We start from the raw sequence: 26,742 nt of genomic DNA, 5'->3' as shown, positions 1-26,742 counted from the left end.
CCGTCGCCCAACCGCTTAGAGAATCTCGAGGTTCTTCTCGAGCTCGTACGGGGTCACCTGCGCACGGTACTCGTGCCATTCCTGTCGCTTGTTGGCCAGAACATAGTTGAAGACCTGCTCACCGAGCGTCTCCGCGACGAGTTCCGACTCCTCCATCAACTGGATGGCGTGGTCGAGGCTCGCGGGCAACGCGGAGTAACCCAGAGCCCTGCGCTCAGAATCGCTCAGGCTCCAGACGTTGTCCTCCGCTTCGGGTGGGAGGTCGTAACCTTCCTCGATGCCCTTGAGTCCGGCGGCGAGGAGCAGCGAGTACGCGAGGTACGGGTTCGCGGCCGAGTCGATCGCACGGTACTCGACCCGCGCACTCCCGCCCTTGTTGGGCTTGTACAGCGGCACGCGAACGAGAGCCGACCGGTTGTTGTGCCCCCAGGTGACGAAGCTCGGAGCTTCGGCAAGCCCGTTACGACCGACGGTGCCCCAGAGACGCTTGTATGAGTTGACGAACTGGTTGGTCACCGCGGTGATCTCCGGCGCGTGGCGGAGCAACCCGGCGATGAACTGCCGGCCGACCTTGGAGAGCTGGTACTGGGCACCCGCCTCGTAGAACGCGTTGCTGTCGCCCTCGAACAGTGACATGTGCGTGTGCATGCCTGAGCCCGGCTGGTCAGACAGCGGCTTCGGCATGAACGTCGCGTAAACGCCCTGCTCGATGGCGACCTCTTTGATCACCGTGCGGAACGTCATGATGTTGTCCGCTGTGGTGAGCGCATCCGCGTATCGCAGGTCGATTTCGTTCTGACCGGGTCCGGCCTCGTGGTGGCTGAACTCGACGGAAATGCCGAGGTCCTCCAGCATCCGGACGCTGCGGCGACGGAAGTCGTGTGCCGTGCCACCGGGGACGTTGTCGAAGTAGCCCGCCGAGTCGACAGGAACCGGGCCCTCCTTGCCGAGCTTCGCCGACTTGAGCAGATAGAACTCGATCTCGGGGTGGGTGTAGAAGGTGAAGCCCCTGTCGGCTGCCTTCTCGAGGGTCCGCTTGAGGACGTTGCGTGGGTCAGACACCGCCGGAAGACCGTCAGGCGTCGTGATGTCGCAGAACATCCGGGCGGTCGGGTCGATCTCGCCGCGCCAGGGCAGAAGCTGGAACGTTGTCGGGTCAGGGACAGCGAGCAGGTCAGATTCGTACGAACGGCTCAGGCCCTCAATGGCTGACCCGTCGAAACCGAGACCCTCGGCAAACGCACCCTCGACCTCGGCAGGGGCGATGGCCACCGACTTCAGCGTGCCGACGACGTCTGTGAACCACAGCCGGACGAACTTGACTCCCCGCTCCTCGATAGTACGAAGAACGAAGTCGCGCTGCTTATCCATCCACTCCCCTTAGGTGTCGTGCGTTGCCTGCTCATAGGCTATCCGTTCCTTGCGCCGTGTGCTGGCAGGTACGGCACCTGAATTGACGCAACGGATCGATAGACTGGCGGGCATGAGCGAGCCAATGAAGAGCGCACCGTCGTCCAGCCCCGCCCGAGTTCGCACACGCCACTTCCAGCGCGCGAAAGAACAGGGCATCAAGATCACCGGGCTCACCAGCTACGACATGCTGACCGCCCGGATCTTCGACGAGGCGGGCATCGACTTTCTCCTCGTCGGCGACTCGGCCGGAAACAACGTGCTCGGCTACGACACGACGCTTCCCGTCACCGTCGACGAGCTCATTCCCCTCACCCGAGCCGTCGCCGGCGCCGCCAAGCGTGCTCTCGTCGTCGCCGACATGCCCTTCGGATCCTATGAAAATGGTCCGGAGGATGCCCTCAAAACCGCGTTGCGGTTCATGAAGGAAACCGGATCGCAGGCCGTCAAGCTTGAAGGCGGTGAACGCAGCCACGACCAGATCCGTCGCATCGTGTCCGCTGGCATCCCGGTCATGGGTCACATCGGGTTCACACCGCAGAGCGAGCACGGGCTTGGCGGCCACATCATCCAGGGCCGCGGGGACGCGGTTGAGCAGCTGCTGCGCGACGCGCGGTCGGTTCAGGATGCCGGAGCTTTTGCGGTCGTCCTGGAGATGGTGCCGGCCGAGAGCGCGGAACTCGTCACGGCCGAGCTCGATATTCCGACGATCGGTGTCGGCGCCGGACCCCACGTTTCAGGGCAGTTGCTGGTCTGGACCGACTTCGCCGGGCTCACCACGGGGCGCATCCCGTCGTTCGTCAAGAAATACGCCGACGTGCGCGGCGCGTTGACCGATGCGGTCTCTGCCTTCCGCACGGAGGTGGCCGACGGCATCTACCCCGGCGACGAGTACAGCTACCACTAACGCCGGCGGGTATCCCCGACGGCACCTGCCCCGGTTCAGCGGTCTTCCGCTGCCTCTTCTTCGGCCCACTTGCGGCTGTTCTCGCGGAGCCGTTCAGGGGCTCGTGCCGCTTCGGCCTCCGTTGCGAACGGTCCGGCGCGGTCGACAGACGGCGACTGGTATCCCCGTTCGACCTGACCGGTCTTGAGGTTGTACCAGAACTGCGTGGATGGATCTTGTGCCACGGGAGGCCCCTCTCTGGATCGCTAAGCTTGATCCTATGCCTAAGGACCCGAACGGCCACCTGATCGCCGGTGTGAGATCCCCCGAGCGCCAGGTGCCGCCGCCGATCCGCCGGCCCGAGTATGTCGGCCGGAAATCTCCCACGAAATACACGGGCTCCAACGTGTATTCACCAGCGGAGATCGAGCGAATCCGCACAGCCGGACGAATCGCTGCGGATGCGATCGCCCTCGTTGGCGAGAACGTCCGGCCGGGCATCACCACCGATGAACTCGACGCCATCGGGCACCGCTACCTCATCGAGCACGGTGCGTACCCGTCGACGCTCGGCTACCGGGGCTTTCCGAAGTCAGTGTGCAGTTCGGTCAACGAGGTCGTCTGCCACGGCATCCCCGACAATACGGTGCTCGAAGACGGCGACATCGTCAACATCGACATCACCGCGTACCTCGATGGGATGCACGGCGACAGCAACAGGACCTTCATCGCCGGTACAGCCGCCGATGACGTCCGTCTGCTGGTGGAACGCACTGAAGAATCCCTCAGGCGGGGCATCAAGGCAATCGCGCCCGGGCGACAGGTCAACGTGATCGGCCGGGCGATCGAGTCGTACGCGAAGCGATTCGGCTACGGCGTGATTCGCGACTTCACGGGGCACGGAGTGGGGAGCGCATTCCATTCGGGACTGATCATCCCCCACTACGACTCAGCACCCCAGTACGACACGGTGATGGAAGTCGGCATGGTTTTTACCATCGAGCCCATGCTCACCCTCGGCAGCCACGAGTGGGACCTGTGGGCCGATGACTGGACAGTGACAACAAAGGACAAGAGCATGACAGCGCAATTCGAGCACACCCTGGTCGTCACTGAAACCGGTGCGGACATCCTGACACTGCCATCCGGAGCAGCAGCATGACCGCCCCGACGACCGCCGTCGGCATCGACATCGGTGGAACGGGCATCAAGGGGGCCGTCGTCGACCTGTCGACAGGCACCCTGCTGAGCGATCGGATCAAGGTTCCGACACCCGCGGGCGGCACACCGGAAGACATCATCGCGCAGACGGTGAAGCTGGTCGACCAGCTCCAGGTGCACGACCCGGACGCACCGGTCGGTGTTTGTTTCCCCGCCGTCGTCAAGCACGGCGTCACTCTGTCGGCGGCGAACATTTCGAAGCTGTGGATCGGGCTCAAGGCCGAGGATTATTTCGAGGATGCCCTCGGCAGGGACATCACGTTCGTCAATGACGCGGATGCCGCCGGTTACGCCGAGGCGCGGTTCGGCGCGGCGAAGGGCATTGAGGGTGTCGCGCTCATGACAACGCTCGGAACCGGGATCGGCACCGCGGTCCTTCACAACGGCGTTCTCGTCCCCAACGCGGAGTTCGGGCATATCGAGATCGACGGGGTCGACGCTGAGACGCGTGCCTCGAACTCGGCGCGCGAGCGGGAAGGCCTGTCCTGGAAGGAATGGGCGAAGCGGCTCCAGACCTACTACTCCCGGCTGGAGGCGTACTTCTCCCCCGACCTCTTCATCGTGGGCGGTGGCGTGTCAAAACACCACGAGCTGTTCCTGCCCCGGCTCACACTGACGGCGCCGATCGTCCCGGCCGTCCACCGCAACAACGCGGGGATCCTTGGCGCCGCGTCGCTCGCGGTCCGCACGATTCCACCGCTCAGCTGAGCCGGAACCTGGCTGAGCGCGCTGCGCGGCATCCGTCGTACAAAGGTGAATGGGCCGGCTGATACGCCGGGTTCTGTTCAGGCGCAGTTGCGCCCTGGACGACCATCTCTCTAGAGACTGCGTTACCGCAGCCTTCAAGCGGCCTACCCGAGGACGGGACGAGCAGCCCCATAGTCCTCTGTCTGACCTTGCTCCGGGCGAGGTTTACCGAGCCGGCCGGGTCACCCCGGTCGCTGGTGGTCTCTTACACCACCGTTTCACCCTTACCTGGCGCTTGCGCGCCCGGCGGTCTACTTTCTGTTGCACTGTCTCGCGGGTTACCCCGGGTGGGTGTTACCCACCGCCCTGCTCTGTGGAGCCCGGACGTTCCTCGGCACCATTACTGGTGACGCGGCCGTCTTGCCGACCCATTCACACTTCGAGCTTACCGGGCGGTGGGGAGCATCGCTGCTACCAGAGGCCCGACTCCTCGGTGCGCACCATGATGGCGCCGCACTCCGGGCACTCGAGAACCTCGTCGATGTCGGCGGCGCGCACCTTGACGAGTTCGTTGCCGGTGAGCGACATCGTGCACGCTCCACAGGTCCCGGCACGGAACAGGGCGGCGCCGGTGCCGGTCTTCGACCGCAGCTTCTCATAGAGAGCGAGAAGGTCGGGTGCCACCGAGTCCTCGAGGAGGTGGCGCTGCGCGGTGAGCGTCGCGCGTTCCTGAGCGAGTTCGTCGAGCGCGGCACGGCGCCTCGTTCCGATCTCGTGAAGCTTCGCCCCGAGGTCGCTGTCGAGGTCGCGAGTAGCGGAGAGCTGCGCCTCGGCGACCTCGACGCGTTCCATCACGACGAGTTCCATGTCCTCGAGGTTTGACTTGCGCCGGTAGAGCGACTCGAGTTCAGACTCGAACGCGGCCACGTCTTTCGTGCTCGATGTCGAGTTCATGCGCTCGGTGTCCCTGGCGATCCGAGCGTCGACCACACCAGCGTCGCTTTCCAGCCGACCGAGCTCAGTCTTCGCGTCCTCGAGCTCACCGAGTTCTGCGGCGATCCGGCCGCTGAGTTCCGTCCGCTCCCTGGACACTGCCGTGTACTCGGCGATCTCGGGCAGGCTCTTCTCCCGGTGGGCGATGCGGGCGAGCCCGGAATCGATGGTGTGCAATTCGAGCAGTTTTTTCTGCTCTGCGAGGCTGGATTTCACGTCGGGTCCCTTGTGATTCTGGTTTGGAGTTGTCTTGAGCCTGGTTGTCACTGCGTGACGACGAAGTCCCATGGGTCTGTGCGGATGTCGCTCACGGCAATGGAGAGGTCAGGCAGGCGTTCGGCCAGTTGTGCGGCAGCGACGTCGAGCCACAGCCACTCGCTTGCCCAGTGTGAGACATCGATGAGCGCCGGTCCTCCGCCGACGATGGCCTGCTCACGCGCTTCGGATGCCGGATGGTGGCGAAGGTCGCTCGTGATGTACACGTCTGCGCTCGTCACAGCATCCTCGCGAAGCAGCGAGTCACCTGCTCCACCGCAGAGGGCCACGGTCCGGATTTCCGAGTCGTAGTCGCCGGACGCACGGATGCCCGTCGCGGTGGCTGGAAGAATTTTCGCGAGCGTGTGTGCGAGGTGACCGAGCGAGGTTGGAGCTGGCAATCGGCCCACCCGCCCGATGCCACTGACGCCGTCGGCGGAGGGAACGAGTGGGGCGACATCCGTCAGTCCGAGCAGCTTCGCGAGGACTCCCGAGGTTCCGTCGGCGACGACATCCGCGTTGGTGTGCGCAGCGAGAAGCGCACAGTGGCCGCGAATCAGCCGGGTGAGGACTGAGCCCTTGTACGTGTCGCCCGCAACGGTCGTAACACCGCGGAGGAGAAGCGGGTGGTGCACGAGCAGAAGGTCGGTCTTCGACTCGACGGCTTGCGTCGCGGTCTCAGACACGGCGTCGACGGCGAAGAGGACCCGGGAAATCTGGTCATCGGGGTCACCGGCGATCAGGCCGGATGCATCCCAGGATTCAGCGCCGGCGATCGGCCACAGCGACTCGACAGTGTCGCGGACCTCGCGGAGTGAATATGGCACAGAGCCAGCCTACAGAAAGCGTTTCGCTTTCTGGGCCGGGTCTCTGTGCAGGATGCCGTTACGCGAGGATCAGTACCAGTTGACGGCCTGCGAGTGCGACCACGCTGAACACGGCGTGCCATAGGCACGGTCGATGTAGTCGAGACCCCACGCAACCTGGGTGGACGCGTTGGTCGCCCAGTCACTGCCGGCGGTCGCCATCTTGCTTCCGGGGAGAGCCTGCGGGATGCCGGTAGCGCCGCTCGAGGCGTTGAACGCGTTCACGGACCAGCCGGACTCCTTCTGCCACAGCTTGTTCAGGCATGAGAACTGGTCTTCGCCCCAGCCGTGCCTGGACTGGGCGAGGGCGCGAGCCGTTGCACGGGCACCGTCGGGGGTGTTGGCGGCTGCCTGGGCCGAGGCGGCTGCCGCTGCTGCGGCTGCCTGCGCTTCGGCTGCCAGACGGTCGGCCTCTGCCGCTTGCGCGCGCAGTTGAGCCGACGTCGCCTGCGTTGTCGATGCGAGTTCCATCACGGTGGCCTCGTCCTGGCTGGCGTAGGAGGCGAGCGAGGCGATTGAGGTGGTCAGCGGAGCCGTGTCGACTTTCGCCTGCACCTCAACGACGACCTGGTTCGCTTCGGCCAGCACCGCCTCAGCGTGATTGTCGGCCTTGGCCTTCGATACGAGGGCTGATGTACCGGTGAGGGCTGTGGCGAGCTTGCTCGACGAGCTCCCAATCTTGTCGCCCGTTGCAACGCTCTGCGCGCGGATGACAGTGGACTGGATGGTGAGGAAGGAGGCGATGAGCACACCGACGAGAACGACTGATGCGATGAGAATTTGGGCGCGGGTAAATTTTTTGAGTAAGAGCATATTTTCCGGGATTGGGCCGGCGCGCGTCAGTTCACGCCCAGCGTGAGCCTCGACACGGTGAAGCCGCACTGAACGGGGCTTCAACCGAATCGTGGAGCGAGGGCCGGGGGTACGGCTGCTCTGAGGCTTCGGGGATGACGGTCGATGTCGGGCTGACGCGAATCCTGTTCACGTCACGCCTGGCGATTCGGGCGCGCAGGCGACTGATTGGTCAAGTGTGCGCGGTCCAACTGGGAAACTCCGCTCCGAACCCTGTACAAACAGTGTGTACCGGCAGTCCCTGCGGATGCTAGCGGCGATTCGGCCGTGCGTCCACCCACTGTTTCGACCCCGTTTCGAGGTGCAGAGTCGAAGACACGTAGATCACGAGATAACCCCAGGAGGTAGCAGTGTTTTTTCACGTGCAACGACTGATTAATGAGATCGTCCCCGACGAGCCGGATCCGGCAGCGGCCAACGCCCTCCAGGAAGGTCTCGGCGGCCAGTTCGGCGAGATGCGGACGATGATGCAGTATCTCTTCCAGGCGATGAACTTCCGCGGACCGAGTGCAAAGCCGTACCGCGACCTCATGCAGGGAATCGGAACCGAGGAGATCAGCCACGTCGAACTCATCGGAACCACGATCTCGCGACTGCTTGACGGTTCTCCCGAGTATTCAGGGAAGCCGACCGATCCGCTCGACAAGCCGGGTTCTGGGGGCGCGACGCCGCTCAACATTGCCATGCACGAAAGCAACATCCACCACTACCTCGTCGGCGCCCAGGGAGCTCTCCCGGTAGATGCCGCGGGTAACCCGTGGAACGGAAGCTGGGTGTACAACTCGGGCAACCTGGTGCTCGACCTGCTGTACAACCTCATGCTCGAGTCGACGGGGCGGCTGCAGAAGTGCCGCATCTATGAGATGACCGACAACAAGACAGCTCGCTCGACGATCTCGTACCTGATCGTTCGCGACCAGGCACACGAGAACGCCTATGCAAAGGCGTTGGAGACCCTCGGTGTGAACTGGAAGTCGGCACTGCCGATTCCCAAGACGAACGCCGAGAAGTTCCCCGAGGTCAAGAAGCTCGTCGACCTGGGCCTTCAGAGCAAGCAGTACACCTTCGACCTCACCGGGCAGTCCGAAGCGGGGAAGATCTTCCAGGGCATGTCGCCCTCGAACGACGGAACCGAACTCATCGCCAACGAGCAGGCGCCGGCCGGGGTTCCCTCGACCATCGCTGCGGAGCGCTTCGAGGAGTTCTCCCCCGGGCTGGACACCGACCTGATGGCGCTCATCCAGGCAACCGCCGAGATGGAACTCGCCGACATCGAGGCGCTGTACGCGCCGGTGCCGCCGACGAAGTAGTCACGGATGCCGCGACGGTGATCTTCTGAGAACCTCACCGTCACGACTGAGAAAGGGAGGGTTGGCCACACTTGGCCAGCCCTCCCTTTGTTGTGTCGCGCCGGGTAACACAAGCGCCGCTCCGCCCGTCAGATGCCGACTATGAACGTGAGTGCGGCCCAGGCGGAGACCGTGGCTACGGTCGTCCACAGCGCGATCGCGACGGCCTGCCAGAGCAGGACCCAGCCGCGCGAGGCACCGCCAGCAACGAAGATCGCGGAGGTGAACTGTGTCGGGATGGCCAACGGGCCGAGGATACTGGCTCCGGGTACGCCAAATCGGAGCAGCCACCCCTTGACGCGCTGCTGGCCCTTCGACTCAGGTTTGGCCGGGACCTCTTCGAGCGTCCCGACGTACCCTCCTTCCGTCGCGGCCGCTCCCCCCGCACCAACGCTCACGAGCTGGCGGCGTGCTGCTCGGCGATCCACCACGGCGCCACGCGCCCGAGAGCTGACAACGACGACCAGAAGGACGCTGAGGAAATTGCCGGCCGCCGCCGCGACGCCGACGAGAATCGGGTTAAGTCCACCGACCATACCGACGAGCGCACCGCCCTCACCCTCGACGAATGGGATTGCCGACGCGAGCATCACGACGAACGGTTGAACGATCTCGGGCACCTGGGCCACAAGCTCCTGGAAATTGCGGACGAGTTCCTCTATGGGGTTCATTTCTGTGGTTCCTCTCTGTTGTCAGGCGTCGAATATGTCGACGTTCCGACCATTAGAGGCTGTGTTCCCAGAACACAGTCAAGCCCCGAGAGGCAGCGGTCGCCGGACTCGGGGAGAGAGCGGATGTTCCGCGTGGCGGCGGCTTGACACAGCAATTTTGTCGCGGGCTGGGACGTCAGCCTGCCGCTGCCGCGCGAGGGCGCCCGCGCGCGCGAACACATCGAGCTGGGCTGGGTTGTACAGCTCCGTAAGCGCTTCGACAAACGTCAGTCGCGTGACCCGCTCCCCTTTCGCGAGGTGCTCGGCCGGGTTCCTCAGCCAGGGGTAATCGACCAGATTGCGCGCCAGGATCGGCGCCAGACCTGCTGCGAGCCGTGCCCGCGTGGCCTCATTCGCGGCGGGCGGGAGCGCATCAATCTCTTTCCCAAGCGCGCTGGCATCCGAATCCAGCTCCACCATCCGCCGCAGATCAGCCATCGCATCCTCGTCGTAGAGCCGGTTCCAGATGTGGAGGATCGACCGGTCAGACTCAGACAATCGAGATGCCACGGAGACGAAACCGAAAGGAGCGTCCGGTGGGGCGTCGTCACGAAGGACTGCGGCGATGTCGGCACGAGCCTGCTTCAGCCGCTTGATACGCACGACAAGTTCGTCGTCCACTTCTTCCAGGGCAGTTTTCGCAGCCTGCCCACCCGCCCCGACATGAGCGATCTTCGCCAGCGGCACACCAAGCCCAGCCAGCCGGAGGATCCGCAACAGGCACACCAGCTCCCGAACGCCGTACTGCTTGTATCCGTTGTACGTCCGTTCCGGCTCGTCCAGCAGGCCGATCCGGTGATAGTGCCGGATCGTGTTGACCGTCGTCCCGGCGAGCTCCGCGAGCTCGCGTGTACTCCATGCCACGGTCTATCCCCCTGATCCGCGAGTCCGCGCACCGGCAGAGCCGAGGCTCAGCATGATCGAGGCAAGCGCCACAGCCAGGCTCACGGAGTCGTCCAGCGAAGTCTCCGAGCCGTCCGGCGGCCAGCGGGAAGCTTCGCGCTGATCGGATTTGCAACGTGCGGTCTGCGCACCTGCACCGCAGACGCCTGTTCGAGATATATCGCTTCCCACGGTCTCTCTCCCTTGTTCGAACGATGTGTCACGAAGGGCAACTCGTCACCGAACCTGCCCAGGTCTTCAGCGTCGTCCGTACGCGGTGGCCTCGCGTCGGTAGAAAGCACTGAGATGTGCGCAATATCACCGATCCGGGTCCTACACCGCCCTCGTCGGCCATAATGCTGTGGTAACTACAGGGTTGGTTGCAGAAGCAGTCGGCCCCTGAACGGAGCAAACCTGTCGAAACTTCTGGGTAGGCGCCTGGAGCGCCGTGAGGTCGAGCAGCTGCTGATCGAGGCACAAGCCGGCGGCAGCGCGGTCCTCGTGGTGCGCGGCGGCGCGGGAATCGGGAAGACGGCGCTGCTGGCACACCTGGGCGATGTCGCCGCCGCCTCTGGATTCCGTGTGGAATCATCGACCGGTATCGAAACGGAGACGCAGTTCGCGTTCGCGGGTCTTCATCAATTCTGCGCCCCGTTCCTCGATCATCTCAGCGCGCTACCCGAGCCGCAGCAGGTAGCGCTCGGGGTGGCCCTGGGACTGAGAAGCGGTCCAGCACCGGACCGGTTCCTCATTGGACTGGCTACTCTCAACCTGATTGCAGAGGTCGCCGAGCAGGGTCCGCTGCTCTGTCTGGTCGATGACGCACAGTGGCTCGATCCGGCTTCCGCCGAAGTGCTGGCATTCGTCTCTCGCCGGGTCGATGCTGACCGGCTCGTCATGGTCTTCGGTGAGCGGGATGTCAGCGGGCAGCGAACCCTCTTCCCCGGCTTGCCGGAGCTGAGGTTGACGGGACTCGACGGTGTCTCTGCGCGAAAGCTGTTGGACGCCGCTGTTCGCGTTCCGCTGGACGACGACGTACGCGAGCGCATCATCGCGGAGGCACGTGGCAATCCTCTTGCGCTCCTTGAGCTCCCCGCGAGTGCGCCAGCAGTTCGACTCGCTGGCGGATTCCAGCTTCCTGACGTGTCGGATGTTCCAGGCCGAGTCGAGAGTGGATTCCGACGACGCTCGAGTGAGTTACCCGAGACGACGCAGTTGCTGCTGCTCACCGCGGCGGCTGAGCCCACCGGAGACCCGGCACTGCTGTGCCGTGCGACCACCGAACTCGGCATGGCGTCGGAGTCCGCCGCTCCGGCGGAAGCCGCCGGACTTATTGAGATCGATTCCGTAGTGCGATTTCGCCATCCTCTGGTGCGATCGGCGGTGTACCGGGCGGCGGACCCGGCGGCCCGCCGCCGCGTGCACGGCGCGTTGGCCGCGGCCACCGATGCAACCCTCGACCCTGACCGGCGCGCCTGGCACTGCGCTCAGGCGGTGCTGGGCGTTGATGAGGAGGTTGCCGCACAGCTAGAGCGCTCGGCAGTGCGGGCGCGTTCGCGCGGCGGCCACGCCGCCGCAGGTGCGTTCCTGAGACGTGCGTCAGAGCTCAGCCCCGACGTCGTGGATCGCACCAGGCGCGCGCTGGAAGCGGCGCGCTCGCTGGCCAACGCTGGCGCATTTGAGAACGCGGTGGACCTGCTCGCGATCGCCGAGGGTGGGCCGGCCGATTCGCTGCAAAGCGCTCGAGTCGCACTGCTCCGCGCCCGGATCGCGTTTCAGCTCACCCGCGGTGCTGACGTTCCGGACATGCTGCTGGATGCCGCCGCGACGCTTGCCCCGTTCGACCCCGACCTGTCGCGCGAGACCTATCTGCACGCGCTGGACGCGGCAATCATCAGCGGCGCCTCTCAGGCGACGGCCATCGCGCAAACGGCTCTCACCGCACCGCCAGCCCAGGCCATTCGGCCTGTGGACCTGCTTCTGGACGCGCTCGCGGTGACGATGGTCCACGGCTATTCGCCGGGCGTCCCGGCTTTGCGGCTCGCGCTCGACGCGCTGGGCGAGGCGACGCGCCCAGACACCGTACAGGAGGAGGATGTCAGCCAGTCGTGGCTCTGGCTGGCGGGCCGACTCGCGGTCGGTATCCTCGACGACGAACGCGCCCATCACCTCGCCGAATGCGCTGTCGCCGTGTCGCGCAGCACGGGCGCTCTGGCCGGGCTCCCCGCCGCTCTGAAACTCCACGCCAACATCCTGACGATAAGCGGGCAACTTACCCGTGCGCGGGAGCTGACTTCTGAGGCGGAGGCGATCGCGGAATCGATTGGAGGAGTGAAACTGCGCCACACCCAGGCCATCCTCGCCGCATGGGGCGGTGACCGGACAGCGGTAGAAGAGCTGAACAGCCTCACCTTCCTGAGACCCGGCAACATCGATGGGAGTTCGGAAGCAACGATGGCGCACTACGCAAGCGCCGTGCTTTACAACGGACTCGGCGAGTACTCGGCGGCCCAGGGAGCCGCCGTAAAGGCTTCCGACGCAACCGAACTCTCCCTCAGCACGATCGGTCTGCCCGAGTTGATCGAGGCAGCTGTCCGTGGTGGCGACCCCGAGAGTGCAGCGGACGCACTCGAGCGCTTATCTGTGCGTGCGCGTGCCAGTGGCACGGATTGGGCGCTCGGTCTTGAGGCACGATCCAGAGCCTTGACGATCGCCGGCCCTGCGGCGGAGGAATGGTATCTCGGAGCGATCGCACACCTCAGTAAGTCACGCATTGCTGGCGAGGCCGCCCGTGCCCAGCTGCTCTACGGCGAATGGTTACGCCGAGAGGGACGTCGCCAGGAGGCACGTGGTCAGTTGCGGACGGCCCACGAACTCTTCTCAGAGATGGGCGCGGAAGCCTTCGCCGCCCGAGCTGCGCGCGAGTTGCACGCCACCGGCGAGCACCCGAGAAAACGCACCGCCCGACGAACCGACGAACTCACGGCCCAGGAGCTGCACATTGCACGACTGGTAGCCACCGGCGCGACCTCACGGGAGGTCGGCTCGCAGCTTTTCCTGAGCCCGCGAACTGTTGAATCCCACCTGCGCAACATCTTCCAGAAACTCGATATCTCGTCACGCAGGCAGCTCAAGGATTTGCAGCTCGCCTGACGACGCTGTCAGGGCGCGGAATTCTCCTCGCCCATGTCGCCCGTCGCCGGGACAGAACCCGTCGATCGGTAACGCAGGAGAACCGCGCCCTTTTCGGACGCCCCCTCCGCAGCGAGAAGTTCGAGGGCCAATGGCGGGCCGTCGTCGGGAAACAGGCGTTTGCCGGCACCGACGACGATCGGGTATACCCACAGGTTCAACTGGTCGAACAGGTTCTCGGCGACGAGGGTGCGGGAAAGGTCGATGCTGCCGATGACGTGGATCTCCCGGTGCCGCTCGCGCAGCACTGACACCTCCGTGCTGAGATCGCCACCGATCAGGTGCGAGTCGCGCCAGTCGAGCTCCGGCGTGCCCCGCGACACGACGTACTTGGGGATCGCGTCAAACTTGCGGGCGATGTCGGCATCGGGCCCGTCGAGGTGGAGTGGCCAGTACGCGGCGAAAATGTCGTAGGTGCGACGGCCCAGAAGCAGGGCGTCCATGCTCCGTATCCCCTCGTCGACCTGAGCTCCCACTGTGCTGTCGATGAGGGGCGCCTGCCAGCCCCCGAACGCGAATCCGCCGCCGACGTCTTCGTCGGGACCCCCCGGCGCCTGGGCGACGCCATCGAGTGTGGTGAAGTGGTCAATGTGAATGCGGCCGGACATGGCGAGCTCCTTTCGTCACTGTCCGGGGCTCTCAACGAGGCGACACGCGCCGTGCCGCAGCTGCCCCGGTGCCGGTGCTGACGATACGCCGAACGTCGCGGCTACACCACGGGTGTTGTTGTCAGCGGCTGTCGCGCCTCGCGAACGCAAAAACCGCGGCCTGTCGAAGACAGACCGCGGTTCGCGGGTTCAGACCCGAAATGGGCTGAACGAGTGTGGGCCCTACCGGGATCGAACCGATGACATCCACGGTGTAAACGTGGCGCTCTACCAGCTGAGCTAAAGGCCCCTCACTGCCGATGGCAGCGTGATCATGTTACACACTTTCCGGCCACGACCTGAAACCGGATGCCCACTCACGCGGGCTGGCGCTGCAGGTTCTCGACAGCTGTGCGGTACGCCTCGAGCGAGCGGGCTTCCCCTGGAGCAGTGATGAAGCTCGCCCGGATGATTCCGTCCACGTCGATCACGAACGTCGCCCGGTTGGCGAATCCCTTCGAGTCGAGGAACACGCCGTATTCTTTGCTGACCTGACCGTGTGGCCAGAAATCTGAGAGCAGGGTGAACTCGTAGCCCTCCTGCTCGGCCCACGCCCGGAGCGCGGACTTCGAGTCAACGGAGATGCCGATGAGTTCGACCCCGGCATCCTGGAACAGCGAGAGGTTGTCGCGGAGTTCACACAGCTCGCTCGTGCACCTGCCAGAGAAAGCGAGCGGGAAAAAGACCAGTGCGACGGCCCGCTTTCCACGGAAGCTGCCGAGCTGTACGGTCTCACCGAACTGGTTGCCGAGCGCGAAGTCGGGAGCCCTGGTGTCGTTCTCGAGAGCCATCGGATTGAGTCCTTTCCGGAATGGTCCTGCCTCGACTGCGCGAGGATCCGGTTCCAAACCAGTGACACACACTAGACCCGCGCTTCTCCAACACCAAACGATCGAGCGGGAGATAGCGCACACCTCCAGCCTTAAGTCGCCCTTTGCTGTGGAAGTCGCCAGTTGCCCGCGTAAGTCGCTAGGCTGATCTGAGGTGCCTGCGCGCGTCGTAACCCGACCCTGTCTGACATTTGCACCTCGGAAAACCAGGCACGATCTGCCCATACAGAAAGGTCGACGGTGACTGTAAACGACCAGGACCCATACTCGGTTGACAACTTCGATGCTGACCCCGAAGAAACCGCGGAATGGCAAGAGTCGCTCGACCAGCTCGTCGCTACCCACGGTCACGGCCGTGCTCGCGAAATCATGCTGAGCCTGCTGAAGCGCTCCCGTGAACTTCACCTCGGCGTTCCGATGGTGCCGACGACGGACTACATCAACACGATCGCGCCGGAGAACGAACCGGAGTTCCCCGGAAACGAGGACATCGAGCGTCGTTACCGCGCCTGGATCCGCTGGAACGCGGCGATCACCGTGCACCGCGCACAGCGCCCCGGTATCGGTGTCGGCGGACACATTTCGACGTACGCATCATCCGCCGCGCTCTACGAGGTCGGATTCAACCACTTCTTCCGCGGCCAGGACCACCCGGGCGGTGGCGACCAGATCTTCATCCAGGGTCACGCCTCCCCCGGAACTTACGCTCGCGCATTCCTCGAGGGTCGCCTGTCAACGGACCAGCTCGACGGGTTCCGTCAGGAGAAGTCCCGTGCGCCACACGGCATCTCGTCGTACCCGCACCCGCGACTCATGCCCGAGTTCTGGCAGTTCCCGACGGTATCGATGGGTCTCGGCCCGATCAACGCCATCTACCAGGCACAGGCCAACAAGTACCTGACCAACCGGGGGATCAAGGATGCGAGTGACCAGCAGGTCTGGGCGTTCCTCGGCGATGGCGAAATGGACGAGGTCGAAAGCCGTGGCCAGCTCCAGGTTGCCGCCAACGAGGGCCTCGACAACCTCAACTTCGTCATCAACTGCAACCTGCAGCGCCTCGATGGCCCCGTGCGCGGAAACGGCAAAATCATCCAGGAGCTCGAGAGCTTCTTCCGCGGTGCCGGCTGGAACGTCATCAAGGTGGTCTGGGGTCGCGAGTGGGACGACCTGCTCGCGAAGGACTCGAGCGGTGCTCTCCTCAACCTCATGAACGCCACCCCCGACGGCGACTACCAGACCTACAAGGCCGAGAGCGGAGCCTTCGTCCGTGAGAACTTCTTCGGTCGCGACGAGCGCACGCTCAAGCTCGTCGAGGACTACTCCGACGAGCAGATCTGGAACCTCAAGCGCGGTGGCCACGACTACCGCAAGGTGTACGCCGCCTTCAAGGCCGCATCAGAGCACAAGGGCCAGCCGACCGTCATCCTCGCCAAGACCGTCAAGGGTTACGGTCTCGGCCCGTCATTCGAGGGGCGCAACGCGACCCACCAGATGAAGAAGATGACGCTCGACAACCTCAAGATGTTCCGCGACGAAATGCGCGTGCCGATCACGGACGCCCAGCTCGAGGAGAACCCGTACCTGCCGCCGTACTACCACCCGGGTGTCGAGGATGAGGCCATCCAGTACCTGCACGAACGTCGCACGGCGCTCGGCGGATACGTCCCCGAACGCAGGTCGAAGTACACCGACATCAAGCTGCCTGAGGACTCCACCTACGCGATCTCGAAGAAGGGCTCAGGCACTCAGGAGATCGCCACAACCATGGCGTTTGTCCGACTGCTCAAGGACCTGATCCGCTCGAAGGACTTCGGCAACCGGATCGTCCCGATCATCCCGGACGAGGCTCGAACCTTCGGTATCGACGCGTTCTTCCCGACCGCGAAGATCTACAACCCGAACGGACAGCACTACACCTCCGTCGACCGCGAACTCCTCCTCGCATACAAGGAGAGCCCGCAGGGCCAGATCCTCCACGTCGGCATCAACGAGGCGGGTGGCGCTGCCGCGTTCACCAACATCGGAACCACGTACTCCACCCAGGGCGAGCCCCTGATCCCGATCTACGTCTTCTACTCGATGTTCGGATACCAGCGCACGGGCGACGCACTGTGGGCCGCGGGCGACCAGATGGCCCGAGGCTTCATCATCGGTGCGACAGCGGGCCGCACGACGCTCACGGGCGAGGGACTTCAGCACGCTGACGGCCACTCCCCCCTCCTCGCGTCGACCAACCCGGCCACGGTCACCTACGACCCGGCATATGGCTATGAAATCGGCCACATCGTGCGCGCCGGTCTCGACCGGATGTACGGCGGAAAGCACGAAGACCCCAACGTGATGTACTACATCACGGTGTACAACGAGCCGATCGTGCAGCCCGCCGAACCTGAGAACCTCGACGTCGACGGACTGCTCCGCGGCATCTACAAGGTGAAGGGCTCCGAGACCGAGGGACCGAGGGCCCAGCTCCTCGCTTCGGGCGTTTCGGTGCCGTGGGCCATCGAAGCCCAGCACCTGCTGGCTGAGGACTGGGGCGTGTCTGCCGACGTCTGGTCGGTTACCTCCTGGTCTGAATTGCGCCGTGACGGCATCCGTGCTGAGGAGCACAACTTCCTCAACCCCGATGCGGAACCGCAGGTCCCGTACGTGACCGAGCGACTGAAGGATGAGCAGGGACCGTTCATCGCGGTTACCGACTACATGCACGCGGTGCCCGATCAGATCCGCCAGTTCGTGCCGGGCGACTTCGCCACACTCGGTGCAGACAACTTCGGATTCTCGGATACCCGTGCGGCTGCCCGTCGATACTTCAAGATCGATGGACCGTCGATGGTCGTTCGTGCACTCGAGTTGCTTGCCGCCCGCGGCGAGGTCGACGCCTCGCTGCCCGGCCGCGCCATCGACAAGTACAAGCTTCTCGACGTCAACGCTGGAACCACCGGCAATGCCGGTGGTGAAAGCTAGACCATCACACCGCCGGCCGTGCCGCGCTCGAAGGGTGAAACGCTCGCCTGGCTTCGACGACTGTCGGGCGAGCTCGCCACCACAACGCTGAAACAGCTCGAAGACACGCTGCCCTGGTATGCAGAAATGCCGCCAGGGCGGCGGTCTGCGGTCGGGTTGGTTGCCCAGGCGGGCATCACCTCGTTCATCGCCTGGTTCGACGACCCGAAGTCCACTCCGTGGATCGCGGCGGATGTCTTCGGCGCTGCCCCGAGGGAACTCCTGCGTTCGGTGAGCCTGCAGCAAACGCTTCAGCTCATTCGCGTCACGGTCGAAGTCGTTGAAGAACGGATCAAGGACGGCGGCGAGGACCTTCGCGAAGCGATCCTGCTGTACTCGCGGGAGATCGCGTTCGCCGCGGCCGACGTCTACGCCAGGGCAGCGGAGGCACGCGGGCTCTGGGACGCCAGGCTCGAAGCGCTCGTCGTCGACTCCATCCTCTCCGGTGAGGCCGATGACGAGCTGCCCAGTCGGATTGCTGCCCTCGGCTGGCATGGACACGGTGAAGTAGCCGTTCTCGTCGGCACAACGCCCCCGCAGCTCGACGTCGATCAGTTGCGACGAACGGCGCGTCACATGGCGGCGGATGTGCTCATCGGCGTGCAGGGCGGCCGGCTTGTCCTCGTCATCGGACGCGCCGAGACCAGCCACGGTGTCGACGACGAAGAGATCGGCACAGCCGCATCCCTGAGTTTCGTCGAGATCGCCACGCACCTCGAGCCGGGTTTCGGCCCGGGCTATCTCGTGCTCGGTCACGCGGTGCCCACCCTCGTTGAAGCGTCCAGGAGCGCACGCGCGGCCCTCGCCGGATTCGCCGTCGCGCGGGCCTGGCGCCACGCCCCAAGGCCGGTACAGGCAGACGATCTGCTGCCGGAACGCGCGCTGGCCGGCGATTCGCTCGCTCGAACCACGCTCATTGAACGCATCTACAAGCCGCTTCACGCGCACTCGACCGAGCTGGTCACGACGCTGTGGTGCTATCTCGACAACGGCAGGTCGCTCGAGGCCACCGCACGCGAGCTCTTCGTGCACCCCAATACCGTCCGGTACCGCCTCAAGCGGGTGTCCGACGTGATCGGGTGGGACGCGACCGGCGCTCGGGAGGCGCTCATCCTCCAGGCCGCGCTGATCCTCGGTTCGATCGCAGAACCCGACGGATTCAAACGCCGACGGTAGAGACAACCTCCGTGGCTATGTGGAACATACACAAGCGATTGGCGGATTCTTGTGACGTGTTCAACACAGCCGCCGCACACTCTGTTGGCAGACTAGGACCGTGATCGTTCTCGTTTGCCCCGGACAGGGCTCCCAGACCCCCGGCTTCCTCTCCCCCTGGCTTGAAAACAGCGACTACCTGCGACTGGTCGAGCAGTACTCGGAAGCCGCAGGACTCGACCTGGTGAAGCACGGTACCGAATCCGACCAGGAGACGATCCGCGACACCGCCGTGGCGCAGCCCCTGATCGTTGCCGCCGGGCTGCTCACCCTGCACGCACTCGCCGACGTCGGCCACCCCGCCACGGTCCCCGGCATCGCCGGTCACTCCGTTGGGGAGATCACCGCGGCCGTCGGCGCCGGCGTGCTCACCGAGGATGCCGCCATGCGCTTCGTTGCCGCCCGTGCGACAGCGATGGCCGCTGCGGCCAGAGCGACGCCAACAGGAATGAGCGCCGTGATCGGTGGAGACGTCGATGCGTTGCTCGCGCGGCTGAACGAACTCGGACTTGAGCCAGCGAACTTCAACGGCGGCGGCCAGATCGTGGTTGCCGGTGCTCTCGACGCGCTCGCCCGGCTGGCGGCCGATCCGGTCCCAGGCACGCGCGTGATCCCGTTGCAGGTCGCAGGCGCATTCCACACCAGGTACATGGCACCAGCCCGCGACGCGCTCGCGACCGTCGCCGCCGGCCTGACGGCATCCGACCCCGAACTTCGCCTGTGGACGAACCGCGACGGCAGCGTCGTTGACTCCGGTTCGCGATTCGTCGAACTCCTCGTCGGACAGGTGGCGTCGCCGGTACGCTGGGACCTCTGCATGGACGCGTTCGCGGCCGATGGGGTCACCGGCATCGTCGAGGTCGCCCCGGCGGGCGCCCTCACGGGCCTCGCGAAACGCGGGCTGAAGGGAACGCCGTCAGTGGCGATCAAGACTCCCGACGACATTCCTGCAGCGCTCGAACTGCTTCACGCTTAGACAATCTCCGCTACCCGAGAGAGACGAATGACCAGACCTACCCTCAACCAATCCCAGGGGCCGGCGTTCACGCGCATCCTGGGCATGGGTGCCGCTCGCGGCGACCTGTCAGTGCCGAACGATGACCTCGTCGGACCGATCAACTCCTCAGACGAGTGGATCCGCCAGCGCACCGGCATCATCGAACGCAAACGTGCGAGCCAGGATGTGCTCGCCGTCGACCTCGCAACGGACGCCGCTCGAGAGGCGATCGAAGCGTCGGGGGTGGACCCGGCCGAGGTCGACGCCGTCATCATCGCGACCATCAGTAACATCCAGCAGACCCCGTCCATGGCGGCGGTCGTGGCCGACCGTGTCGGGGCGAACCCCGCTGCAGCCTACGACGTCAACGCCGCGTGCGCCGGGTACCCGTACGCCATCGCTCAGGCCGACTCACTCATCCGCACCGGTGTCGCCAAGTACGTGCTCGTGATCGGCGCCGAGAAGCTGTCGGATGTCGTCGATCCCGAGGACAGGTCGATCTCCTTCCTGCTCGGTGACGGTGCGGGCGCCGCCCTCATCGGGCCGAGCGACTTCCCCGGCATCTCCCCCACCGTGTGGGGCTCCGACGGTTCCAAGGCTGGTGCAGTTGGCATGAACGCGACGCTCCAGGAGTACCGCAGGGGCGAAGCGCCGTGGCCCACCCTCCGTCAGGAAGGGCAGACCGTCTTCCGCTGGGCCGTGTGGGACATGGCCAAGGTGGCCAAGGAAGCGCTGGAAAAGGCAGGCATCACCGCCGACCAGCTGTCGGCGTTCATCCCGCACCAGGCCAACATGCGCATCATCGACGAGTTCGCCAAGCAGTTGCGGCTCCCCGAGAGCGTCGTCATCGCCCGTGACATCGCCACCACCGGCAACACCAGTGCCGCTTCGATCCCTCTTGCGACGCACCGGCTGCTGCAGGAGCACCCCGAGGTGTCCGGCGGGCTCGCACTGCAGATCGGCTTCGGGGCCGGCCTCGTGTTTGCCGCCCAGGTCGTCGTACTTCCCTAGCCACACCCCTCGCGTGCCAGTACCGGGCGCAACCACCCCCATAGACTGTTTCACGGTCAATCGATACTCAAGGAGATAACACCATGGCACTGTCCACTGAAGAAGTCCTCGCCGGCCTGGCCGAGCTCGTCAACGACGAGACCGGAATCGCTGCAGACACCGTCGAGCTCGACAAGTCTTTCACCGACGACCTCGACATCGACTCGATCTCGATGATGACCATCGTTGTCAACGCAGAAGAGAAGTTCGACGTCAAGATCCCGGACGAGGAAGTCAAGAACCTCAAGACAGTCGGCGACGCCGTCGACTTCATCGTCAAAGCACAGGGCTAACACCCTGCGTCGATGAGGACCGGGTCGCGGCCCAAACCCACACCCGGTCCCTCATCACGCCTCACGAGCCATCCCTGAGATCGCTTCAAATCGTGACCAGCACCAAGAGAGTTTCATCGAATGACCAAAAGAATTGTCGTTACAGGGATTGGTGCAACGTCACCGATCGGTGGCACAGCCCAGGAATCCTGGGATAACCTCCTCGCGGGCGCATCGGGCGTTCGCACTCTCGAGCAGGACTGGGTAGCCAAGTACGAGCTCCCCATCACCATCGCCGGCCAGGCTGCCGTGCCTGCCACCGACGTGCTCCCCCGCATGGAGACCAAGCGTCTCGACCCGTCCAGCCAGTTCGCGCTCATCGCTGCACGCGAGGCGTGGGCGGATGCCGGAACGCCCGGCGTCGATCCCGAGCGACTCGGTGTCGACTGGGCGACCGGAATCGGCGGAGTCTGGACGTTGCTCGACGCATGGGACACCCTGCGCGAGCGCGGTCCACGCCGGGTACTGCCCATGACCGTGCCGATGCTGATGCCCAACGGTCCTGCCGCGGCCATCGGCATGGACCTCGGCGCGCGCGCCGGGGAACGCACCGTTGTGTCGGCCTGCGCATCGAGCACCGAATCAATTGCGAACGCGTTTGCGCACCTGCAGGCGGGCCTGGCGGATGTCATCATCGCCGGCGGCTCCGAGGCGGCAATTCACCCACTGCCCATCGCATCGTTCGCAGCGATGCAGGCACTCTCAAAGCGCAGCGACAACCCGGCGACCGCGTCACGCCCCTACGATGTCAGCCGCGATGGATTCGTCCTCGGTGAGGGAGCCGCCGCACTGGTCCTGGAAACGCTCGAGCACGCCGAGGCCCGTGGCGCCCGGATCTACGCCGAGGTTCTGGGCGGCGCCGTGACCAGCGACGCGTACCACATCACCGCTCCGGACCCGGAAGGATCGGCAGCGGCCCGTGCGATGATCGCCGCCGTCGAGAACGCCGGCCTGGCACTCACCGATGTTGTGCACGTGAACGCTCACGCGACGAGCACTCCGGTCGGTGACATCGCCGAGTACTACGCGCTCAGGCGCGTCTTCGGCGACCACCTCGAGTCGATTGCCGTCAGCGCGACAAAGGCGTCCACCGGTCATCTGCTCGGCGGTGCAGGTGCGATCGAGGCGCTGTTCACGGTCAAGGCCCTGCACGAGCGCGTCGCTCCCCCGACGATCAACCTCGAGAACCAGGACCCGGCGATCCCGCTCGACGTCGTGACGACGCCCCGCGACCTCGGAACCGGTGACCTGCTCGCGATCAGCAACTCCTTCGGGTTCGGCGGCCACAACGCCGTCGCTGCGTTCCGGAGCTTCTGAGTTCGCCGCAACACTCGAAAACCCCGCACGCCGAAAGGTGTGCGGGGTTTTCTTCGTAGCAGGGCCTGTCGGTTTCACGGTCCGCGCCAGCCGGGAGGAGTCACCGACCTGCGCAGCATGCCACCGGGATGGCCCTGGGATCACACAGGCAAGCGCCTAGCCGACCTTGTGCAGCCAGATCACGCTCGAGTCATCTGACGCGTAGCGGAACGGCTCGAGCTCGTCATCCCAGGCCTGGCCGAGGGCGATCCGGAGTTCGCGCTGCAGTTCGGCCGGGTTCGCGCCCGCGGTATCCATGGCGTAGCGGATGCGATCCTCCGGCACCACGACATTGCCCGCGGAGTCGGTCTGTGCGTAGAAAATACCGAGGTCGGGGGTATGCAGCCAGCGTCCGCCATCCGCGCCGGGCGACGCGTCTTCGGTCACCTCGAAACGGAGGTGCTCCCAGCCGCGAAGCGAGGAAGCGATGGCCGCCCCCATGCCCTGGTGACCTTCCCAGTAGTACTCAGCGCGCTGGGCGCCCTTCAGCACCGGCTGCTCTACCCAGGCGAAGTTCACAGCACGACCAAGAGCGCGACCTGCAGCCCACTCGACATGCGGGCACAGAGCGCGCGGTGAGGAGTGAACCAAAATCACTCCGCGTGCGACAGATGCCACCATTTTCTCCTCCTTGTTCACCGTGGTACGTCTTCCCCAACGACCCGTGAAAAAAGTGAGATGCAGCATCCGGTATTCAGTTGTCCGGCAGACCGCCGTCCTCGTCATTATGCCCCAAATAGCACAGGAATCACAACGATGTGATTATGCTGACCCGGCGTGTCGCCGAATCTCTATACTGGGTAGAGATTCGCAAACGCCGGATCGTCGTTACCGGAAGGAACCCCATGGCGGTGAAGGATGCGATCCTCGCGATCCTCACTCTCGGTTCCGCTTACGGCCTCCAGCTCCGCGACGAGCTCGCCGCCCGCGCCCCTCACCGTGCGGGGGTGAACGTCGGCCAGGTCTACTCCACGCTCGACCGGCTCGTTCGCGACGGCCTGATCAGGTCAGACACCGCGACCGACGACAACCTGCCGCTCTACACGCTCACGCCGACAGGCCACGCGGCCGCAATCGACTGGCTCGGCGCACCGACAGCACCCGACGTCCGCAACTGGGCCGACATGGCCGACCAGGTTCTCGTGGCGTCGAGCCTGCCCGGTTCCGGATGGCGGAAGGTCATCGCCAGGCAGCTCGCTTCGTGGACGGCAGCGGATGCCGTGCCGGCTGGCGACGACAGCGGTCCGCCTTCTCTGCGGGTCGAGCTTGCCCGCTCGGCCGAGCAGCGCGTCGCTCGCGCCGCCATCGACTGGCTCGGCGATGTCGAGGCCCGCCTCAGCGCGGTTGGCGATCCGAGCATCCCGCTCCGCAGCATCCGCCCACTTCGCGGTCGCAGGCCGGGACCGATGCTGCACGATCGGGCCTGAGGGTGCCGGAGGGAAGGACCGGGTAATGGCGAAGTCAGGCTCCCGCCAGACCGTCGACGTCGACGGCCGGCGGATCACACTCACCAACCTGGACAAGGTGCTCTACCCGGAAACCGGAACGACCAAGGCCGACGTCCTGCGCTACTACGCCGAGATCGCCAACGTCATGGTGCCATACACGGCGGGCCGACCCGCGACGCGCAAACGCTGGGTCCACGGCGTCGGCACACCGGACAAACCGGGCGAGGTGTTCTACCAGAAGAACCTCGACGACTCGACGCCGGAGTGGGTTGCCCGCCGCTCGATCGAGCACAGCAGCAGGAATAATGACTACCCGCTCGTCAACGACAGGGCGACGCTGGCCTGGCTCGCGCAAATCGCCGCCCTCGAGATCCACGTACCGCAGTGGCAGTTCGAGCGCACCGGTGGCGCACGTAACCCCGACCGCCTGGTGCTCGATCTCGACCCGGGCGAGGGACTCACGCTGGCGGACTGTGCCGCTGTCGCGTTCCTCGCGCGGGACATCCTCTCCGATATGGGCCTGAATCCGCTGCCGGTGACCAGCGGGAGCAAGGGAATCCACCTGTACGCGGCGCTCGACGGCTCACTGCCAAGCGACACGGTGTCGAGTGTCGCGCATGAACTGGCGCGGGCGCTCGAAGCGGATCATCCGGATCTCATAGTGAGTGACATGAAGAAGTCGCTTCGCGTCGGGAAAGTTCTCATCGACTGGAGCCAGAACAACAGCGCCAAGACGACGATCGCGCCCTATTCGCTCAGGGGGCGCTTCACTCCGACGGTGGCGGCACCGCGTTCGTGGGAGGAGCTGGAATCGCCGACCCTCGCCCAGCTCGATTTTGAGGAGGTTCTCGAGCGCGTCGCTCGCGACGGCGACCTCCTCGCGCCGCTGGCATCCGCGCGTACCGCTGGACTTGAGCCGACACCGGATCACATGGCGCGGTTCGAGAGCACGGCGGAGAGTACGGACCGGCTTGCCAAGTACCGCAGCATGCGCGACGGTACGAAGACCCCTGAACCGGTACCCGAAGCGGTCGCTGCTCTGACCTCGGGCAATTCGTTCGTCATCCAGGAGCACCACGCCCGCCGCCTGCACTACGACTTCCGCCTCGAGCACGACGGGGTCCTCGTGTCATGGGCGGTGCCCAAGGGCCCGCCACTCACGAGCGACGAGAACCACCTCGCGGTGCAGACCGAAGACCACCCGCTCGAGTACGGAACGTTCGAGGGGCGCATCCCCAAGGGCGAATACGGTGCTGGAGAGGTGACCATCTGGGACTCGGGCACATTCGAGCTGGAGAAGTGGCGCGAAGACAAGGAAGTCATCGTGACGCTCTCCGGCCAGGACGACGGTGGGCTCGGCGGGGTCCCCCGCAAGTACGCGCTGATTCACACCAAACGCCCGGGTGCCGAGAACAACTGGCTCATCCACCTCATGGACCCCGCGGCAAAGAAGACCGGCAGCAGGCATTCGCCGACGCGCGAACCAGCGCACGACGCTGCGCCCCATCCGCAGGGCGAAACGGAAGCACCGTCGGCACCGCCGCCCGCGGCGGAGCGTCGCTCGTCCATCACCGCACCAGCGACGCCGCTGGGACGCGAGGTCATCCGGCCGATGCTCGCGGCCAACGGGAACGCGACAGACATCGACGATGAGCACGAGTGGGCATTCGAGATGAAGTGGGACGGTTATCGAGCCGTCGTGTACATCGACGACGGCGCCGTTCGCCTCCTGAGCCGCAACGGCAACGACCTCACCGACACGTTCCCCGAACTGGCCGCCCCGCTCCGCGAGTCACTGGGAGCGACGTCTGCTGTGCTTGACGGTGAGGTCGTCGCGATGGACAAGATGGGCAAGCCGAACTTCCACCTCCTGCAGTCGCGCGCCGGGCTGAGCGACGACGAGGCCGCTGCTCGATCCGCGAGCATCGAGCTCATGCTCTTCGACCTGCTCGAACTCGAGGGCCACGACATCACCGGCGAAGAGTATGACGTGCGACGCGCGGCCCTCGACAGGACGGTGACCCCGACCGGGCCGGTCCGGGTTCCGCCCGAGTTCGACGGCGATTTCGAGGCTGCGATCTCCTCGAGCCTCGAACTCGGGCTTGAGGGCATCGTCGCGAAGGAACGCGACAGCCAGTACCTCCCCGGCAAGAGGTCCAGGTCGTGGATCAAGGTCAAGCACGCGAAGACGCAGGAAGTGGTCGTCGTCGGCTGGCGGCCCGGCGCGGGAAACGCGGCAAACGCCGTCGGTTCGCTCGTGCTCGGGATCCCCGATGAGGACGGCATCCGCTATGCCGGCAGGGTCGGCACAGGATTCACCGATAAGGACCGGCGATCCTTCCTGAAGACGTTCGCATCGATGGGCGTCGACTCTCCACCGGTGCATGACGCGCCGAACGACGAACTGAGGCATGCGAAGTGGATCCGACCCGATCTCGTCGGCGAGGTCACGTTCCTCCAGTGGACATCGACGGGTGCGCTGCGGCATTCGTCGTGGCGTGGCTGGCGGCCAGACAAATCGCCGGAGGACGTCGTCATCGAATAAGACCCGCACGCTG

General features: G+C 65.1%; 23 protein-coding genes, 1 tRNA gene and 1 other RNA gene. 13 read left to right on the top strand and 12 right to left on the bottom strand.

What is annotated here, in order from left to right:
* Positions 1-15 precede the first annotated feature (15 nt).
* A complete protein-coding gene (locus AC1C2M_RS04135; protein WP_108391109.1) occupies positions 16-1,371 on the bottom strand; it encodes a glutamine synthetase family protein in 1,356 nt (451 codons plus the stop codon).
* A 112-nt stretch (positions 1,372-1,483) separates the two neighbouring features.
* On the opposite strand from AC1C2M_RS04135, the gene panB reads away from it, so the two are divergent.
* Positions 1,484-2,317, top strand: a complete 834-nt coding sequence (gene panB / locus AC1C2M_RS04130; protein WP_495435357.1) for a 3-methyl-2-oxobutanoate hydroxymethyltransferase — start codon at positions 1,484-1,486, stop codon at positions 2,315-2,317.
* A 35-nt stretch (positions 2,318-2,352) separates the two neighbouring features.
* Here panB and AC1C2M_RS04125 read toward each other — a convergent pair whose 3' ends face one another.
* Positions 2,353-2,541 carry an SPOR domain-containing protein gene (locus tag AC1C2M_RS04125; RefSeq protein ID WP_483404240.1) on the bottom strand — a complete coding sequence of 63 codons (189 nt, stop codon included), beginning with the start codon at positions 2,539-2,541 and terminating at the stop codon, positions 2,353-2,355.
* A 35-nt stretch (positions 2,542-2,576) separates the two neighbouring features.
* Between AC1C2M_RS04125 and map the strand changes: the two genes are divergently transcribed.
* A complete protein-coding gene (map, locus tag AC1C2M_RS04120; protein ID WP_495435356.1) occupies positions 2,577-3,458 on the top strand; it encodes a type I methionyl aminopeptidase in 882 nt (293 codons plus the stop codon).
* Positions 3,455-4,225 carry a polyphosphate--glucose phosphotransferase gene (ppgK, locus tag AC1C2M_RS04115; protein WP_483404242.1) on the top strand — a complete coding sequence of 257 codons (771 nt, stop codon included), beginning with the start codon at positions 3,455-3,457 and terminating at the stop codon, positions 4,223-4,225. Before map ends, ppgK begins: the two co-directional genes overlap by 4 nt.
* 46 nt (positions 4,226-4,271) lie before the next feature.
* Here ppgK and rnpB read toward each other — a convergent pair.
* From rnpB to AC1C2M_RS04095, 4 genes are all read right to left on the bottom strand, one after another.
* Positions 4,272-4,635, bottom strand: an RNA gene (gene rnpB, locus AC1C2M_RS04110) — RNase P RNA component class A.
* Positions 4,636-4,675: 40 nt separating this feature from the next.
* Positions 4,676-5,413: a zinc ribbon domain-containing protein gene (locus AC1C2M_RS04105; protein WP_495435355.1), complete on the bottom strand. Its 738-nt coding sequence runs from the start codon at positions 5,411-5,413 to the stop codon at positions 4,676-4,678.
* A gap of 47 nt (positions 5,414-5,460) precedes the next feature.
* Entirely contained in the window at positions 5,461-6,279 is an 819-nt protein-coding gene (locus AC1C2M_RS04100; RefSeq protein WP_483404244.1) for a Nif3-like dinuclear metal center hexameric protein, read from the bottom strand.
* Positions 6,280-6,348: 69 nt separating this feature from the next.
* Positions 6,349-7,131 carry an aggregation-promoting factor C-terminal-like domain-containing protein gene (locus tag AC1C2M_RS04095; protein WP_483404245.1) on the bottom strand — a complete coding sequence of 261 codons (783 nt, stop codon included), beginning with the start codon at positions 7,129-7,131 and terminating at the stop codon, positions 6,349-6,351.
* 389 nt (positions 7,132-7,520) lie between these two features.
* Here AC1C2M_RS04095 and AC1C2M_RS04090 point away from each other — a divergent pair, with 389 nt between their 5' ends.
* Positions 7,521-8,480, top strand: coding sequence for a manganese catalase family protein (locus AC1C2M_RS04090; RefSeq protein ID WP_483404246.1), 960 nt, complete (start codon positions 7,521-7,523; stop codon positions 8,478-8,480).
* 128 nt (positions 8,481-8,608) lie between these two features.
* Here the strand turns inward: AC1C2M_RS04090 and AC1C2M_RS04085 are convergent, their stop codons facing one another.
* Together AC1C2M_RS04085 and AC1C2M_RS04080 are read right to left on the bottom strand one after the other, a co-directional pair.
* Positions 8,609-9,190 (bottom strand): small multidrug efflux protein, encoded by a 582-nt coding sequence (locus tag AC1C2M_RS04085; protein WP_495435354.1) that lies wholly within the window; start codon positions 9,188-9,190, stop codon positions 8,609-8,611.
* Between the two features lie 78 nt (positions 9,191-9,268).
* Positions 9,269-10,093, bottom strand: a complete 825-nt coding sequence (locus AC1C2M_RS04080) for a MerR family transcriptional regulator (RefSeq protein ID WP_495435353.1) — start codon at positions 10,091-10,093, stop codon at positions 9,269-9,271.
* Positions 10,094-10,510: 417 nt separating this feature from the next.
* Between AC1C2M_RS04080 and AC1C2M_RS04075 the strand changes: the two genes are divergently transcribed.
* Positions 10,511-13,264, top strand: a complete 2,754-nt coding sequence (locus tag AC1C2M_RS04075) for an ATP-binding protein (protein WP_495435691.1) — start codon at positions 10,511-10,513, stop codon at positions 13,262-13,264.
* Between the two features lie 8 nt (positions 13,265-13,272).
* On the opposite strand, the gene AC1C2M_RS04070 is transcribed toward AC1C2M_RS04075, so the two are convergent.
* From AC1C2M_RS04070 to AC1C2M_RS04060, 3 genes are all read right to left on the bottom strand, one after another.
* Complete coding sequence (locus AC1C2M_RS04070) at positions 13,273-13,911, bottom strand: dihydrofolate reductase family protein (protein WP_495435352.1); 639 nt, start codon at positions 13,909-13,911, stop codon at positions 13,273-13,275.
* Between the two features lie 216 nt (positions 13,912-14,127).
* A tRNA-Val gene (locus AC1C2M_RS04065) sits at positions 14,128-14,200 on the bottom strand.
* Between the two features lie 67 nt (positions 14,201-14,267).
* Positions 14,268-14,741 carry a peroxiredoxin gene (locus tag AC1C2M_RS04060; protein ID WP_495435351.1) on the bottom strand — a complete coding sequence of 158 codons (474 nt, stop codon included), beginning with the start codon at positions 14,739-14,741 and terminating at the stop codon, positions 14,268-14,270.
* A 279-nt stretch (positions 14,742-15,020) separates the two neighbouring features.
* Between AC1C2M_RS04060 and aceE the strand changes: the two genes are divergently transcribed.
* From aceE to AC1C2M_RS04030, 6 genes are all read left to right on the top strand, one after another.
* The gene (aceE, locus tag AC1C2M_RS04055; protein ID WP_495435350.1) at positions 15,021-17,747 is read left to right on the top strand and encodes a pyruvate dehydrogenase (acetyl-transferring), homodimeric type; all 2,727 of its coding nucleotides are present in this window, start codon (positions 15,021-15,023) and stop codon (positions 17,745-17,747) included.
* A gap of 18 nt (positions 17,748-17,765) precedes the next feature.
* A complete protein-coding gene (locus tag AC1C2M_RS04050) occupies positions 17,766-18,962 on the top strand; it encodes a PucR family transcriptional regulator (RefSeq protein WP_483404252.1) in 1,197 nt (398 codons plus the stop codon).
* Between the two features lie 100 nt (positions 18,963-19,062).
* Positions 19,063-19,977, top strand: coding sequence for an ACP S-malonyltransferase (locus AC1C2M_RS04045; protein ID WP_495435349.1), 915 nt, complete (start codon positions 19,063-19,065; stop codon positions 19,975-19,977).
* A 27-nt stretch (positions 19,978-20,004) separates the two neighbouring features.
* Positions 20,005-21,009, top strand: coding sequence for a beta-ketoacyl-ACP synthase III (locus AC1C2M_RS04040; protein WP_495435348.1), 1,005 nt, complete (start codon positions 20,005-20,007; stop codon positions 21,007-21,009).
* Positions 21,010-21,092: 83 nt separating this feature from the next.
* The gene (locus AC1C2M_RS04035) at positions 21,093-21,341 is read left to right on the top strand and encodes an acyl carrier protein (protein ID WP_108391126.1); all 249 of its coding nucleotides are present in this window, start codon (positions 21,093-21,095) and stop codon (positions 21,339-21,341) included.
* Positions 21,342-21,461: 120 nt separating this feature from the next.
* Positions 21,462-22,697: a beta-ketoacyl-[acyl-carrier-protein] synthase family protein gene (locus AC1C2M_RS04030; RefSeq protein WP_495434052.1), complete on the top strand. Its 1,236-nt coding sequence runs from the start codon at positions 21,462-21,464 to the stop codon at positions 22,695-22,697.
* Between the two features lie 156 nt (positions 22,698-22,853).
* On the opposite strand, the gene AC1C2M_RS04025 is transcribed toward AC1C2M_RS04030, so the two are convergent.
* Positions 22,854-23,357: a DUF3145 domain-containing protein gene (locus AC1C2M_RS04025; RefSeq protein WP_495434053.1), complete on the bottom strand. Its 504-nt coding sequence runs from the start codon at positions 23,355-23,357 to the stop codon at positions 22,854-22,856.
* Positions 23,358-23,581: 224 nt separating this feature from the next.
* On the opposite strand from AC1C2M_RS04025, the gene AC1C2M_RS04020 reads away from it, so the two are divergent.
* Both AC1C2M_RS04020 and AC1C2M_RS04015 read left to right on the top strand, forming a co-directional pair.
* Positions 23,582-24,163, top strand: coding sequence for a PadR family transcriptional regulator (locus AC1C2M_RS04020; RefSeq protein ID WP_483404257.1), 582 nt, complete (start codon positions 23,582-23,584; stop codon positions 24,161-24,163).
* A 25-nt stretch (positions 24,164-24,188) separates the two neighbouring features.
* Entirely contained in the window at positions 24,189-26,729 is a 2,541-nt protein-coding gene (locus AC1C2M_RS04015; protein WP_495435347.1) for an ATP-dependent DNA ligase, read from the top strand.
* Positions 26,730-26,742 lie beyond the last annotated feature (13 nt).

The organism is Mycetocola sp. Y444, assembly GCF_059445295.1.
The sequence above is the reverse complement of the archived record's forward strand: the minus strand, read 5'-3'. Positions and strand labels throughout refer to the sequence as shown.